Origin of the sequence: Luteimonas saliphila, assembly GCF_016774335.1 — a bacterium.
Classification (GTDB): Bacteria; Pseudomonadota; Gammaproteobacteria; order Xanthomonadales; family Xanthomonadaceae; genus Luteimonas; species Luteimonas saliphila.
Window position 1 is genome coordinate 213475 of sequence record NZ_JAETWA010000046.1, and the last position, 14002, is coordinate 227476.

Sequence of the window (14002 nt, forward strand, 5' to 3'; positions counted from 1 at the left end):
CAGGAATAACCCGGGCGGCGGCGACTCACATCCTCGGGTCGACCCCAGTGCGCGTGCGCTCAGTCACGGTTCCAGCACGCGGCGGGCAGCGGCGCGCACGCTTCGAAGAGCTTCGTCGCGGCCGTGCGCCGGTAGGTGCCGGCCATCGCCGTGCCCATCGGGCAATGCTCGAACCCGCCCTCCAGTTGCGCGCGGTCGCCCTGCAAGGTCAGCACCATTCGCGGCGCGGACTGCAGGTCGGTGGCATCGAGGCCGCCGATATCGCTTTCGAACGGAACCAGGGTCGCATCGATGCGCCCGCCTTCCAGCGGCCCTTCGGCGACCGCCTGGCAATCGGCGGCGACCCCGGCGCCGTCGACCGGATCGCCGCCCCCGTGCACCTCGATGCGGTACTCGCCGGCGCGACCGGGGAGCGCGACCACGCGCAGCTCCGATCCCAGCGGGGGCGCCATGGCGTAGACGCCCTCGGGCGAGATCGCCCGCCCGTCTGCCCGGGCGGGCGGCGGTGGGGAAGCGGGAGAGGAAGAGGAGGCAGGGGAAGATGCATAGGACGCCAACGGGGGAGTGGGCGCCGACGTCGCTGCGGGTGTGTGGACGCGCGAGGCCGTTGGCGTCTCCAGCGTCTCCGGCGTGCCCGCGGTCGACTCCGGCGTAGCCGTCGGTGTGCGCGACCCGCACCCCGCGAGCAGCAGGACGAACATGCAGGACAGGGTGATGGGGCGGGCCGCGGATGCGGCGCGCGTGCAGCAACCGGTCGAGGCCATGCGTGTCTCCGGGGCGTTGAGCGGGCAACGATAGCGCGCCGCGCCCGGGCATGCCGTGAGCGGCGCCGCACGGTGGACAGACGCGGTGGTGTCAGCCCCGCGTCTGGGGGTCCGCAACTCTTTTTGCATTCGCCGCTTGCGAGGCGCGTGGTTCTTTCCTTCCCCGCCTGCGGGGCATTGCCCCTTCACGGGTGGAAGGTGCCCAAGGCGGATGGGGGTGCGCCATCGCCGCGCGCAGGGCCGGTACCCCGGCATCCCGGATGCGGCCTGCGGCCTTATCCGGGCTACGGCCGCAGGCGGCCGTGCGAGCGGCTATTTCTCACCCGGCCCGGCGCAGCGCGCCGGGCGTTCGGCAGGACTGCACGGCAGTGCCGTGCAAGCAGTCCTCCCTCACCCAGCCCGGCGCAGCGCGCCGGGCGTTCGGAGCGGCCGCACGGCAGTGCCGTGCAAGCGGCCGTTCCTCATCCCGCCAGCAGCCGGTTCATGCGCTGCACGAAGGCGGCCGGATCCGGCAGCGGGGCGCCGGCGGCGAGTTCGGCCTGTTCCAGCAGCAGGTGGGCGAGGTCGGCGGCGCGCGCGTCGTCGTGTTCGCCGAGCAGCCTCTGCAGCAGCGGGTGGCGCGGATTGACCTCGAGCACCGGCTTGCCACCGGGCACATCCTGGCCGGCCTCGCGCAGCAGGCGCGCCAGGTGCGGCGCCATCTCGTACTCCGACAGGGCCAGGCAGGCCGGCGAGTCGGTCAGGCGCGCGGACACGCGCACGTCCTCGACCCGCTCGCCGAGCAGGCCCTTGATGCGTTCGAGCAGCGGCGCCGCCGCCTGCGAGGCCTCGGCCTGCTTCGCCTTCTCAGCCTCGTCCAGCGGCAGTTCGCCCTTGGCGACGTGGCGCAGCGGCTTGCCGGCGTACTCGCGCAGGTGGCCGAGCATCCATTCGTCGATGCGGTCGGACATCAGCAGCACCTCGATGCCGCGCGCGCGGAACGCCTCCAGCTGCGGGCTGCCGGCCGCGGCGCGGTAGCCGTCGGCGGTGACGTACCAGATCGCGTCCTGGCCCTCGGCCATGCGGCCGACGTAGTCGTCCAGCGACACCGTCTGCGCCTCGCCTTCGCCCCGGGTGGAAGCGAACCGCAGCAGCTTCGCGATCCGCTCGCGGTTGGCATGGTCCTCGACGATGCCTTCCTTGAGCGTATTGCCGAAGGCCTTGATGAAGGCGGCGAAGGTGTCCGGCTCGTCGCGCGAGAGCTTCTCGACCAGGTCCAGGACGCGCTTCACGCACGCGCCCCGGATGCGTTCGAGCTGGCGGTTGTGCTGCAGGATCTCGCGGCTGACGTTGAGCGGCAGGTCGTCGGCGTCCACCACGCCGCGCACGAAGCGCAGGTAGTTCGGCAGCAGTTCTTCCGCGGCGTCCATGATGAAGACGCGCTTGATGTAGAGCTTGAGCCCCTTGCGCTCGTCGCGCCCGCCCATCATCAGGTCGAACGGCGGCTGCGAGGGCAGGTACAGCAGGGTGGTGAAGCTCTGGCTGCCCTCGACCCGGTTGTGCGACCAGGCCGCGGCGTCGTTGAAGTCGTGGCCGAGCGACTTGTAGAAGTTCTGGTATTCCTCGTCGGTGATCTCGCTCTTCGGACGGGTCCACAGCGCGGAGGCGTCGTTGGCCGTTTCCCACTGCGGTGCTTCGTCCGTCTTCTCTTCGTCTTCCCCGGCGGCAGCGGCTTCCTTCGGCATGCGGATCGGGAACGCAACGTGGTCGGAATACTTGCGCACCAGCGCCCGCAGCTTCCAGCCGTCGAGGAATTCGTCCTCGTCCGCCTTCAGATGCAGCACCACGGTGGTGCCGCGCTGGTCGAGCGTGGCGGATTCGAGCGTGTACTCGCCGCGGCCGTCGCTCTCCCACTTCACGCCGGCGTCGGGGGCGTCGCCGGCGCGGCGGGTGAGCACGGTGACCCGGTCGGCGACCACGAAGGCGGAGTAGAAGCCCACGCCGAACTGGCCTATCAGGCGCGCGTCGGCCTTCTGTTCGCTGCCCAGCGCCTCGAGGAAGCGGCGGGTCCCGGAGCTGGCGATGCTGCCGATGTTGGCCACCACCTCGTCGCGGCTCATGCCGATGCCGGTGTCGGCGATGGTGATCGTGCGCGCGTCCTTGTCCCAGCTGACGTCGATGTGCAGCTCGCCGGCGCCCGACAGCAGCTCGGGCTTGGCGATGGCCTCGAAGCGCAGCTTGTCGCAGGCATCGGAGGCGTTGGAAATCAGCTCGCGCAGGAAGATCTCCTTGTGCGAGTACAGCGAGTGCGTGACCAGGTGCAGCACCTGGGCGACCTCGGCTTCGAACTTGCGGGTTTCGGTGGTGGTGGCGTCGGTCATGGACCCTTCCCTTGCATGGCCAGGCAGGCCGCGGATATGCGTGCGCCGGCGGCGATTTCAAGCGTGCCGGTGCTATCTTTCGCGCATGGACAAGGCCCCTGCCGGCATCCGGTTCAAGGCGAGGCTGCAGCGCCCGGCGCAGCCCAAAGGCGCTGCGTGGCGGTTCCTGGTGCTGCCTGCGGCGGCCAGCGTCAGGCTGCCCACGCGCAGCATGGTCACCGTCGACGGCACCCTCGAAGGCCAGCCGTTCCAGGCCACGCTGGAGCCGGACGGCCAGGGCAGCCACTGGCTGAAGGTGGAGAAGAAGCTGCGCGAGGCCGCGGGCGTCGACGCCCGCGACACAGTCGCGCTGGAAATCGCGCCGGTGGCGCGCGAGCCCGAGCCGAAGGTGCCGGCGGACCTGCGCCGCGCCCTGGCCGCGCATCCGGCCGCGCTCGCGACCTGGAAGGACATCACCGCCGTCGCACGGCGCGACTGGATCCACTGGATCACCTCGGGCAAGAAGGCGGAGACGCGCCTCAAGCGCATCGCCACCGCCTGCGACAAGCTCGCGTCCGGCATGCGCCGCGCCTGCTGCTTCGACCGCTCGGGCATGTACAGCCTGGGCAACATGGGCCCGCCCGAGGCGGCGGAATAGGCACCTGCGCCGCGCGCATGGCGCGCACACCGCACGGACGCGTGGCATGCGACAGGCTTGACGGGATGGCCCGCGCCGGTGGATGTTTCGGCGCATGCGCTGAAGCGACGCGCGGGGGGGAGGGGAGCATGAAGACAGCCTGGAAGGTCCGGCAGGCCATTGGCCTGCTGGTATTGTGCGTCGCGGGCCTGGCGCAGGCCTCGCCCAGGGTCGGCGAGCCCTCGCCGGTCGACCTGCTCGGGAAGACGCCCGAGGGCGAGGAGGTCCGCATCAGCGCGCACCTCGGCAAGGCGATGGTGGTGAGCTTCTGGGCCTCGTGGTGCGGCTACTGCCGCAAGCAGTTCCCGCTGCTGGACCATCTCCAGAGCGAGGTCGGCACGGATCGGTTGCGCGTGGTGGTGGTGAACTTCAAGGAACCTGCCGCCGATTACCGCAGCATTCGCCGCGCGCTGCGCAAGTCGCCGGTGACCTGGACGCATGATCGCGATGGCGCGCTTTCCGATGCCTTCGGCGTGACGGGAGTCCCGCGCATGTACATCTTCGACAAGGCCGGCACCCTGGTCGCGATCCGCAGCGGCTATTCGGAGGAAGGCGCGGTGCGGACGATCGAAATTCTCAACGAGGTGCTCGCCCGCCCCGCGCCGGCGGCCGATCCGGCCCCGGCCGCCGAAGTCGTCGCAACCGCGTCCGGACTCCAGACCTGAAGCGGGCGCGGCCCGCCGCGCGGCATGGCGCCTGGCGGTCCCGCGTTCCCGGCTTCTGGCGGCATCGACAACCCGCGCATCCGCCTGCCACCGGGCCCGAAGGCCTAGTGCGTCGGATCAGGCCGTCGGTTGGCCGGTGTGCGGGGTATGGATCAGCCGCGCCAGGTCGAAGCCGTGGTGTTCGGCGATGGCGAGGTAGTGGCCGCGGGTGGTTTCGTCGAGCTTCGGCTCGCGTGCGAGCAGCCACAGGTACCTGCGATCGGGGCTGCCGACCAGCGAGACGCTGTAGTCCGGCGCCAGCGCGACGATCCAGTAGTCGCCCCGGGTGAAGGGAATCCAGCGCAGGCCTTCGGGCAGGAAGCTCACCTCCAGCCGGCTGCCGCTGTCGTCGATGGCGCGCGCCTCGCCCACTGCCTCCTCGACCTCGCCGTTGCGGCGCATGCGGTTGCGCACTTCGACCTTGCCGTCGTCCTGCAGCGTGAAGTGCGCGGAAATGTCGGTGGCATCTTCCGGCTCGTGGCGCATCGACAGACGCGCGATCTCGTACCAGGTGCCCATGTAGCGCGCGATGTCGACGTGGGCGACGGTGGCCGGTTCGGGATGGTCGGGCATGGGACGTCCTGCGCACTGCGGAGCGTGGGGCGCACAGGTATAGGCGCCGCACGGTGAAGTCGTCGTCGTCGCGGCCGCACGCCGCCTGCGGTGCACGTGGCGCGCCATGCCGCGCGTCCCGGACGCACCCGACGCGGCCCCGTCAGCGCGCGGCGTAGCGCCCCACCAGCGCGACCGCGCCGCGCAACATCCTCGCGCTGCATGCGCTCGCCGAGCGGCGCGGACTGCCGGCGCGCTTCGTCGCTGTCGGCGAAGGCGATGGCCTCGCCCAGTTGCGCGGCGCTGATCGCGAGGGCATGGCCGGGCGCGGCCAGCGGATGGGTGTCGCCTTCGGCGCTGCCGGTCAGGAGCAGGATCTTCATCCGCCCGATCATGGCCGTCGCGCTACAGCGGCCAGAAGCGCAACAGCAGCGGAATCGACACCGCCAGCACGAGCAGTTGCACCGGCAAACCGAGCCGCCAGTAATCGCCGAAACGGAAGCCGCCGGGGCCGAGGATGAGGGTATTGTTCTGGTGCCCGATCGGAGTCAGGAACGCACACGAGGCGCCGACCGCGACCGCCATCAGGTACGGGTCGGCGTTGACCCCGAGGGTGTTCGCGGCGCCGACCGCGATCGGGCACATCACCGCCGCGGTGGCGGCGTTGTTCATCAGGTCCGACAGGGTCATCGTCACCACCATCACCAGCACCAGGCCGAGCACCGGCTGGCCCTGCGCGACCGAATCGAACAGTCCGCGCGCGAGCAGGTCGGCGGTGCCGGTGGACTCCATCGCGCCGGCCACCGGGATCAGCGCCGCCAGCAGCACGATCACCGGCCAGTCCACCGCCTCGTAGACCTCGCGCGGCGGCACCGTGCGCAGCGCCATCGACGCGACCACGCCCAACGCGAACGCGACCGCCGCCGGCAGCACGCCGAACGCGGTCGCGGCGATGGCGAGCGCCAGCACCAGGGTGGCGGTGATCGCCTTGCGCCGGTCCGGAATGCGCAACGCGCGCTCGGCCAGCGGCACTCCGCCGAACTGCGCGGAGAACCCGGAAATCGCATCCTGCGTGCCCTGCACCAGCAGCAGGTCGCCTTCCTGGAACGGCTGCGAGCGCAGCCGCGCGAGCGAGCGCCGGCCGGCGCGCGAGATCGCGAGCACGTTGATGCTGTAGCGCGTGCGCAGGTCGAGCTCGGTCGCCGAGCGGCCGGCCAGGCCGGAGCCGGGCAGCACCGCGATCTCCTGCAGGATGATGTCGGCGTGCGGGGTGCGACGGTCGTCGTCCTTGCGCTTTTCCCCGCTGTCGGCGCGATCGTCCCCGTCGTTCGTGTCGCTCGCGTCGTTCCGGTCCGTCGATGCGCGTCCGTGCAGGACCTCCGCCAGCGTCGCCACCGCCGCCGCCTCGTCCCGCTCGTCGGTCTCGGACTGCCTGGCGGCGTCGTCGCTCGGACGCACGTCCTCTTCGAGCTTGAGCCCGAGTCCGGACAGCAAGTCGGACAATGTGTCGGCGTCGGCCTCGATCACCAGCACGTCGCCGGCGCGGACCACGCGCGAGGGATGCGGCGCGTGCACCCGGAACTCGGACTGCACCATGCCCAGCACTTGCGCCTCGTGCTTGTCGAGCGATTGTTCGATCTCGGCCAGGGTCTTGCCGACCGCACGCGAGCCCTCGGGCACGCGCACCTCGGTGAGGTAGGCGCCGGGGTCGAAACCCGCCGCGGCGGCCTCGCGCCGCACCGGTACCAGCTTCCAGCCGCCGATCGCGATCAGAAGCACGCCGGCGGCGGCGACGGCGACGCCGACCGGACTGAAGTCGAACATCGAGAACGGCGCCTGGCCGTTGGAGGCGCGGAAGCCCGACACGATCAGGTTCGGCGGCGTGCCGATCAGGGTGGTCATGCCGCCGAGGATCGAGCCGAACGCGAGCGGCATCAGCACCTGCCCCGGCGCGAGCTTGCGCTTGCGCGCGATCTGCAGCGCCACCGGCATCAGCAACGCGAGTGCGCCGACGTTGTTCATGAAGCCCGACAGGACCGCCGCCAGCAGCGTCAGCGCGGCGATCGAGAGCATCGGCCCGGCCTTGTCCGGCAGTGCGACCCGCGCCAGCGCGTCGACCGCGCCGGAGGTCTGCAAGCCGCGGCTGAGCACGAGCACGCAGGCCACGGTGATCACCGCGGGATGGCCGAAGCCGGCGAAGGCCTGGTCGGGCGCCACCACGCCGACGCCGACGCAGGCCATCAGCGCCGCGCCCGCGACCAGGTCGTGGCGCCAACGCCCCCACAGGAACATCGCGACGGTGGCCGCGAGGATGGCGAGGATCAGGATCTGGTCGGTCTGCATGGGGCTGCCGCTGCCGGGATACGCGACAGGGTAACGAGCCCGGGTGCACGCCTGCATCACGCGGCCGTGGGCGCGGGATCCTGGCTGGCGTCGTCTTCGGCCCCGGGCGACATCGTCTCGGCGTGGCCCGGCGGTGCCGATGCGGGCGTCGCCGCTGCCGCCCCGTGGTGCTCGCGCGCGAGGTCGGCGCGCAGCCGCGGCAGCGACTGCGGATGCGCCTGCGCGAGGAAATCGATCATGCGTTCGCGTACCACGCAGCGCAGGTCGAACAGGTCGCCGGAGTTGCGTGCGCTGACCAGCAGCCGCACCTCGATGCTGCGTTCGGTGGTCTCGGTGACCTGGGCCACGCACACCCGGCCGTCCCAGCGCGGATCCTCCTCGCAGATGCGCTGCAACTGCGCGCGCACCTCGGCCATCGGCGTGCGGTAGTCCAGCCACAGGAAGGTCGTGCCCAGCAGCTGCGCGCTGGTACGGGTCCAGTTCTGGAACGGGTTCTCGATGAACCACTGCAGCGGCACCACCATGCGCCGCTCGTCCCAGATGCGCACCACCACGTAGGTGCTGGTGAGCTCCTCGATTCGGCCCCATTCGCCTTCGACGATCACCACGTCGTCGAGCCGGATCGGTTGCGCCAGCGCGATCTGCAGCCCGGCGATGAGGTTGCCGAACACCGGCTTGGCGGCGATGCCGGCGACCAGGCCGATGATGCCGGCCGAGGCCAGCAGGGTGGTGCCGACCTGGCGGATCGCGGGGAAGGTCATCAGCGCCAGCGCCACGCCCACCAGGAGGATCGCGCCCTGGATGGTGCGCGCGATCACCCGGGTCTGGGTCTGCACGCGGCGCGCGGCGAGGTTGTCCTCGATATCGACCGGATGCTCGCGCAGGATCCGCGCCTCGAGCGCACCGACCGCGCGCACCGCCAGCCAGGTGACGCACAGCACGACGCCGATACCGAGCCAGTGACGCAGGCGCGCGGCGACCTCGGCCGACAGCGGTGTCGCGTCCACCGCTAGGATCAGGAACAGCAGCGGCAGCGCCAGCGCGGCGGGCACCGCGATCACCTGCACCACGCGCGCGGCCAACGACTCCTGCGACTTCGCCCGCGCACGCCGCGCCACGCCCAGCAGCGCCTGTCGCACCAGCAGTCCGAGCAGCAGCGCGGCCAGGATCGGCCAGGCGATGGCGGTGATCTGGGGCCAGTCGGGGGTGGGCATCGTTCCGGGGGATCCTCGATCTCGAATCGTGCAGGATGCCAGTTGCGGCGTGCATGGTGTGTCGATCCGCGGTTTCTGGAATCGCGACGTCGTGGGCGAGGCGCATTGGTTGTTGAACCAAGATGATCCCTTCCCGTTCGCAGATCCTCCTCCGCGAAGCGGAGAATGGTTGGATTGGGGTGCTCTTGATTACCGCTCTGCGCCTAGAGTCGTGTGAAGCAACAGCTTCCGCTCGCCGCAGGCGAGCGGGTTCATTTCTTTTGGCGCCATCAAAAGAAATGAACCCGTCCGCCGCAGGCGGTCGGAAGCCTTTGCTTGTCGGCAGTCGAGGCAAGAAGTCCGGCAGAAGATCGCCACCGACAGTCGTAGACAGGGTTCAGCCGCGCTAGGACATCGCAAGTTCAATCCACTCCGGCGCAATCGTCCCCAGAAAACCCCGCGGATCGAACGCCGACCCCAGCGTCTGCGCCCCCGCGCGCGCAGGCCCATCCGCCATCAGCCGCTTGGCTGCTTCCACCACCAGCGGCGCGGACACCGCGTAGACGTCCTGCCCGTGCGCACTGGCGCGCCGCGTGCCGCGCGCATCCTCCAGCGCCACCTGCATCGTGAAGCGTTGCGCCGAACGGCCCAGCGAATCGACTGCGGTAGGCGGAGCAGTCGCCGGGTCGCGGATGTCGCGCAGCGCGCGCGTGCCGAGCCAGGCGTCGATGCGGCGTGCGGGCAGGTGGTGGGCGAGGGTGACGATTTCGCTGAAGGGCATCGCCTCCATGTCCTCGGCGCCGCGTGGCGGTCCGAAATCCCAGCGGCATCCGCGTGCCGCCAGCGGCACCAGCCGCCCGTCCTCGACCACGACGCGCGGGAAGGTGTTGCGCGCGCCGGTGCGGCGCGTCCCCGCGGTGGGCCACCAGTGATCGAGCGCGACGGCGACGGTGATCGATCCGATCGGCGTGGCCGCGGCCGCATCGCCCGCGAGCGCGCTGGCCAACAGGTCGGCCAGCCCGCCGTAGAAGCCCGCGGCCGGGATCAGCGCCACGCCGCGCGCACGCGCCGCGGCGTCGTGGTCGTGCAGGGTGGCGCGCGCGCTTTCCTGTTCCGCGGTCACGTCGATGTAATGGCAGCCGGCGGCCAGCGCGGCCTCGATCACCGGCACGGCGGTGTCGAGGAACGGGCCGGCGACATTGATCACGACGGCGCAGCCGGCGAAGGCGCGCGCGAGCGCGGGCGCATCGTCGAGCGCCGCCACCCGGAACGGCACCTGCGAGCGCGTGGCGACGATCCGGCGGCCGACGGCGACGGCATCGATCCCGCGGCGCGCGAGCAGGTCGAGCACGAAGCCGCCGGTGTGGCCGCCGGCGCCGTAGACGGCGACGGTGCCGGGATTGCGTCGGGAAGTGGTCATGCGGGTTTCCTGCGTGGATGCCGGCCGCGCATTGCAGCGGACACCGGCGTCGTCCGCTGTCGGAATCTTTAGTTCCGGTGTTCCGGTGTTTCGGTGTTCCGGTGTTCCGGCGACCTGCGGCCAATGCTCCGTCCGGCCGATCGGCAGCGCGCGGTCAGGTTGCTGCGTGATCATGCCGTACGCCACTTCCTCCGTAGGCACGTGAAGCGAACGACGACAGCGATCGGCGTGGTGTTGCGTGTCTTGCGCCCCGCGCGATCAGCGCGACGGTGCCCCGCGCCGCTGCCCCAGCACGTGCTGTCGGAATGCCGAGGGCGTGCGCCCGTAGGCCTGCTGGAAGCTGGCGGCAAAATGGCTGTGGCTGGAGAAGCCGAGTTCCAGCGCCAGCGCCGAGAGGTCCTCGTGCTCGGCGAGCCGATCGAGTGCGCGCGCCAGCCGCAGCCGCACCTGGTAGCGGTACAGCGGCACGCCCTCCACCTGGCGGAAGCACTGGGTGAGGTAGACCGGCGACACGCCGACCTGCGCGGCGATCTCGGCCAGCGTCCAGCGCCGCGCGAGGTCGCCGGCCAGCACCAGCTTGGTCCGCTCCACCAGCCGTTGCCGCGCGCTGCCCGCGCCGGCGACATGCGCGGTGCGCGGACCGAGCGCGCGGCTCGCCAGCACCAGGGCCAGGCTCTCGCCTTCGAGCGCTTCGGCGGTGCCCTCGCGCAGCGCATGGCGCAGCAGCGCCACCAGCACCTGCGCGCGCGGATCGATGCGCAGGCGCTGCCGGCGGAATCGCAGTGCGGCGCCGTCTTGCAGCAGCGCGGGCGGCGCCAGTTCGCGCAGCAGCGTTTCGTCCACCTCGAGCACCAGGCTGGCGTCGCTGCCCGGATGCGGATGGCTCACCCTGTAGGTCTCGCCGGCGTTGAACAGCAGCACCTGGCTGGCATCGGCGACCGCGGCGTCCGCGCCGAGGTGGCGCACCCAGGTGCCGCGGTAGGGAAATACCAGGTGGGTGCGCGAGGAGGTTTCGGGTTCGCTGCGATGGGCGGTGCCGCCGGGACACCATACGTCGTGCACGGCAACGACCGGCGTGCGCAGCAGCGTCTGGACCTGGAAATGCGGCACGTGCGACCCGGCGTATCGGCTGGCGGCAGGATACGCCGCGACCGCGCTCCCGGCAGGCGGCGCGGGCGATCGCTAAAGATCCTGACAGCCCGCGCGCGCCCAGCGTGGCGCAATGGCGACGCCTGGATGGCAGGCATCGACGGAGGCACCACCATGAGCGAGAAGACCTGTGCGGCCTGCGACTATCCGCTGGACGCGAATGCGATCACCGTGAGGATCGGCGGCCAGGCCGTCGAGGTGTGCTGCGAGGATTGCGCGGTCAAGCTGCGCGAGGCGCACGCGGCGGCCACCGCGCAGCAGGGCTGAAGCATCGCCGGCACCGGGCACCGGGCGCCGGCGCGATGCGGTTGCGACGGGCAGGGTGGTCCCGGATGCGCTAGCGTGGGCGCCTGTCTTCTTCCGGAGTCCAGGTCCATGCGCAGCGCAGTCCATGCCTCGTTCGGCGAACCGGCCGACGTGATCGGCCCCGCGGACAGCCCGATGCCGCAGCCGGGACCCGGCGAAGTCCGCGTGCGCATGATCCTGGCGCCGGTCCACAACCACGACCTGTGGACGATCCGCGGCCAGTACGGCTGGAAACCGGCGCTGCCGGCGATTGGCGGCAGCGAGGCCTGCGGCGTGATCGATGCGCTCGGCGAGGGCGCCGAAGGCCTGCGCGTCGGGCAGCGCATCAACACCGCCGCGGGCCGCGGTACCTGGGCCGAATACTTCCTGACCCCGGCCGGCATGGCGACCCCGTTGCCCGATGCGATCACCGACGAGGTCGCCGCGCAGCTGATCGCGATGCCGCTCAGCGCGCTGATGCTGCTCGAGTTCCTCGACGTGCAGCCGGGCCAGTGGATCGTGCAGAACGCGGCCAATGGCGCGGTCGGCAAGACTTTGGCGATGCTCGCCGCGGCACGCGGCGTGAAGGTGCTCAGCCTGGTGCGGCGCGACGCGGGCGTGGACGAACTCGCGGCCGTGGGCGTGGACAACGTGGTGTCCTGCGCACGCGCCGACTGGCGCGACGCGGCCAGGGCGCTGCTCGGCAAGGGCCGCGCCCGCGCCGCGGTGGATTCGGTCGGCGGCCAGGCGAGCGCCGATCTGGCCTCGCTGCTGGGCGACGAAGGCGTGCTGGTGTCGTTCGGCTCGATGAGCGGCGAGCCGATGCAGATCCCTTCGGGCGACATGATCTTCCGCCACCTGGTGGTGAAGGGCTTCTGGGGCAGCAAGGTCGGCCGCGAGATGGGCGCGGACGATCGCCGCCGCCTGGTCGGCGAGCTGCTGCAGCGCGCCGCGCAGGGCGAACTGCGGCTGCCGGTGGACGCGGTATACCCCCTGGAGGAAGCGGCGCAGGCAATGGCGGCGAGCCTGCGTCCGGGCCGCGGCGGTAAGGTGTTGCTGCGGGCCTGACGCGACCCGTCACGCTTCGCAGCGGCGCGCGCACGCCGCATGCAGCCGCGCCGCGCGCCGTCTTCAGCCGTTGGTGGCTGTCTCCAGGATCCGTTTGCCGGCGGCGATGTCTTCGGCCTGCCCGGGATCCGCGATCTCCGCCTCGTCCGCTGCGCCGGGGTGCTCGCTGCCGCAGGAACCGCCCATCAACGGGCAGTGCGCGGACATGTAGTCGATCTCCAGGTTCAGGCGCTCGAGCAGGAAATCGACGAACGCGCGCACCTTCGGCGACTGCCCGTGGCCGCGCGGGAATACCGCGTTGAGCTCGTAGTCGCCGTCGGTCCAGCCGGCGAGCACGCGCTTGACCAGGCCCTGCTCGACGAACGGCTTGACCATCACGTCGGCGCCGATGATCACGCCCTCGCCGCAGAGCAGGGCGCCCTTGAGTGCGGCCGGATCGTTGGCCACCAGGATCGGGTGGATCTGGAACGGCTGGCGGCCGTTGCCGTCGTCGAGTATCCACACGTAGCCGTTGCCCTGGCGGTGCTTGGCCATCGCCAGCGTACGGTGGTACTGCAGTTCGTCCGGGTGCAGCGGCTCGCCGTAGCGCGCGATGTACGCGCTGCCGGCGAACAGCTGCGTGCGCAGGCTGCCCAGCCTGCGCGCGACGAAGCTCGAATCCGGCAGCGGGCCGACCCGGAGCGCGACGTCGATCTCGCCGGCGATCAGGTCGAGCGGCTCGTTGGACAGGATCATCTCCACCCGCACTTCCGGATGGCGCATGTGGAACTCGCCGAGCAGCGGCGCGATCTTGTCGATGCCGATCGAATACGGCGCGGTGAAGCGCAGCCAGCCGCGCGGGCCCGCCTGCAACTGGCTGACCGCGCTCTCGGCTTCGCTCAGGTCGCGCGCGATGCGTTGCGAATGTTCGTAGTACACGTTGCCCGCCTCGGTGAGGCCGAGCTTGCGCGTCGTGCGGTGCAGCAGTTGCGCACCGAGGCGCGACTCGAGTTCCTGCACCTTGCGACTGACCGTGGTCTTGGGCAGGCGCAGCGATTTTGCCGCGCCGACGAAACTGCCGTGCTCGACCACCTTGACGAAGATCAGGGTGTCGTTGAGATCCTGGGACATGGGTAGCTCCGGAGAGAGGGAGACGCTGATTGGCCCACCTGCTGGACAATTATTCCCTTGATTGGGGACTAATCAAGTCCTGATTGCAGGCGCAACCTAGGCGCCATTCCCGCCGATGGAGCGCCGACATGCGCACCGCCCCGCGTCGCCACCTGTCCTACGCCAGCCTCGTGCTGCTGCTTGCGGCCGACTTGCTCGCCCTGGGCGCTCTTGTTCTGAATCAATGGCTTGAGATCGGACCGGGGTGGTCCTGGCTGCTCGCCGCCGGGGCCACCGCAGCCCTGATGCCGGCCCTGCTGTGGCTGGCCGACCGGGTGTTCGCAGCGGCCCGCGCCTTCGGAAACGTCACGATTTCGGGAGGAACAATCCCGTGAGCAG

Annotated in this window: 13 protein-coding genes; 5 read left to right on the top strand and 8 right to left on the bottom strand. The window is 71.0% G+C overall.

Annotated features, from left to right (window positions below; translation table 11 throughout):
• Positions 1 to 59: 59 nt before the first annotated feature.
• On the bottom strand, positions 60 to 764 hold the full coding sequence (locus JMO03_RS17890; protein ID WP_202845099.1) for a hypothetical protein: 705 nt from the start codon (positions 762 to 764) through the stop codon (positions 60 to 62).
• 461 nt (positions 765 to 1225) lie between these two features.
• A complete protein-coding gene (gene htpG, locus JMO03_RS17895; protein ID WP_202845100.1) occupies positions 1226 to 3124 on the bottom strand; it encodes a molecular chaperone HtpG in 1899 nt (632 codons plus the stop codon).
• An 85-nt stretch (positions 3125 to 3209) separates the two neighbouring features.
• On the opposite strand from htpG, the gene JMO03_RS17900 reads away from it, so the two are divergent.
• Together JMO03_RS17900 and JMO03_RS17905 are read left to right on the top strand one after the other, a co-directional pair.
• Positions 3210 to 3761: a YdeI/OmpD-associated family protein gene (locus tag JMO03_RS17900; RefSeq protein ID WP_202845101.1), complete on the top strand. Its 552-nt coding sequence runs from the start codon at positions 3210 to 3212 to the stop codon at positions 3759 to 3761.
• 128 nt (positions 3762 to 3889) lie between these two features.
• Complete coding sequence (locus tag JMO03_RS17905; RefSeq protein ID WP_202845102.1) at positions 3890 to 4465, top strand: TlpA family protein disulfide reductase; 576 nt, start codon at positions 3890 to 3892, stop codon at positions 4463 to 4465.
• A 117-nt stretch (positions 4466 to 4582) separates the two neighbouring features.
• On the opposite strand, the gene JMO03_RS17910 is transcribed toward JMO03_RS17905, so the two are convergent.
• The 5 genes from JMO03_RS17910 to JMO03_RS17930 form a co-directional block, all read right to left on the bottom strand.
• The gene (locus JMO03_RS17910; protein ID WP_202845103.1) at positions 4583 to 5077 is read right to left on the bottom strand and encodes a lipocalin family protein; all 495 of its coding nucleotides are present in this window, start codon (positions 5075 to 5077) and stop codon (positions 4583 to 4585) included.
• 384 nt (positions 5078 to 5461) lie between these two features.
• The gene (locus JMO03_RS17915) at positions 5462 to 7399 is read right to left on the bottom strand and encodes an SLC13 family permease (protein ID WP_202845104.1); all 1938 of its coding nucleotides are present in this window, start codon (positions 7397 to 7399) and stop codon (positions 5462 to 5464) included.
• Positions 7400 to 7455: 56 nt separating this feature from the next.
• Entirely contained in the window at positions 7456 to 8613 is a 1158-nt protein-coding gene (locus JMO03_RS17920) for a mechanosensitive ion channel family protein (protein WP_202845105.1), read from the bottom strand.
• Positions 8614 to 8998: 385 nt separating this feature from the next.
• Entirely contained in the window at positions 8999 to 10012 is a 1014-nt protein-coding gene (locus JMO03_RS17925; protein WP_202845106.1) for a saccharopine dehydrogenase NADP-binding domain-containing protein, read from the bottom strand.
• A gap of 258 nt (positions 10013 to 10270) precedes the next feature.
• A complete protein-coding gene (locus JMO03_RS17930) occupies positions 10271 to 11122 on the bottom strand; it encodes a helix-turn-helix domain-containing protein (protein ID WP_202845107.1) in 852 nt (283 codons plus the stop codon).
• A gap of 153 nt (positions 11123 to 11275) precedes the next feature.
• On the opposite strand from JMO03_RS17930, the gene JMO03_RS17935 reads away from it, so the two are divergent.
• Complete coding sequence (locus JMO03_RS17935) at positions 11276 to 11428, top strand: hypothetical protein (RefSeq protein WP_187471121.1); 153 nt, start codon at positions 11276 to 11278, stop codon at positions 11426 to 11428.
• A 108-nt stretch (positions 11429 to 11536) separates the two neighbouring features.
• A complete protein-coding gene (locus tag JMO03_RS17940; RefSeq protein ID WP_202845108.1) occupies positions 11537 to 12514 on the top strand; it encodes a zinc-binding dehydrogenase in 978 nt (325 codons plus the stop codon).
• 63 nt (positions 12515 to 12577) lie between these two features.
• Here the strand turns inward: JMO03_RS17940 and JMO03_RS17945 are convergent, their stop codons facing one another.
• Entirely contained in the window at positions 12578 to 13624 is a 1047-nt protein-coding gene (locus JMO03_RS17945; protein WP_202845109.1) for a LysR family transcriptional regulator, read from the bottom strand.
• A 128-nt stretch (positions 13625 to 13752) separates the two neighbouring features.
• Here JMO03_RS17945 and JMO03_RS17950 point away from each other — a divergent pair, with 128 nt between their 5' ends.
• A complete protein-coding gene (locus tag JMO03_RS17950; RefSeq protein ID WP_202845110.1) occupies positions 13753 to 13998 on the top strand; it encodes a hypothetical protein in 246 nt (81 codons plus the stop codon).
• The last annotated feature ends 4 nt before the right edge of the window (positions 13999 to 14002 follow it).

Coding starts and splice junctions, on each gene's coding strand:
- JMO03_RS17890 (WP_202845099.1), bottom strand. CDS start 764: ATGGCCTCGACCGGTTGCTGCACGCGCGCCGCATCCGCGGCCCGCCCC.
- htpG (WP_202845100.1), bottom strand. CDS start 3,124: ATGACCGACGCCACCACCACCGAAACCCGCAAGTTCGAAGCCGAGGTC.
- JMO03_RS17900 (WP_202845101.1), top strand. CDS start 3,210: ATGGACAAGGCCCCTGCCGGCATCCGGTTCAAGGCGAGGCTGCAGCGC.
- JMO03_RS17905 (WP_202845102.1), top strand. CDS start 3,890: ATGAAGACAGCCTGGAAGGTCCGGCAGGCCATTGGCCTGCTGGTATTG.
- JMO03_RS17910 (WP_202845103.1), bottom strand. CDS start 5,077: ATGCCCGACCATCCCGAACCGGCCACCGTCGCCCACGTCGACATCGCG.
- JMO03_RS17915 (WP_202845104.1), bottom strand. CDS start 7,399: ATGCAGACCGACCAGATCCTGATCCTCGCCATCCTCGCGGCCACCGTC.
- JMO03_RS17920 (WP_202845105.1), bottom strand. CDS start 8,613: ATGCCCACCCCCGACTGGCCCCAGATCACCGCCATCGCCTGGCCGATC.
- JMO03_RS17925 (WP_202845106.1), bottom strand. CDS start 10,012: ATGACCACTTCCCGACGCAATCCCGGCACCGTCGCCGTCTACGGCGCC.
- JMO03_RS17935 (WP_187471121.1), top strand. CDS start 11,276: ATGAGCGAGAAGACCTGTGCGGCCTGCGACTATCCGCTGGACGCGAAT.
- JMO03_RS17940 (WP_202845108.1), top strand. CDS start 11,537: ATGCGCAGCGCAGTCCATGCCTCGTTCGGCGAACCGGCCGACGTGATC.
- JMO03_RS17945 (WP_202845109.1), bottom strand. CDS start 13,624: ATGTCCCAGGATCTCAACGACACCCTGATCTTCGTCAAGGTGGTCGAG.
- JMO03_RS17950 (WP_202845110.1), top strand. CDS start 13,753: ATGCGCACCGCCCCGCGTCGCCACCTGTCCTACGCCAGCCTCGTGCTG.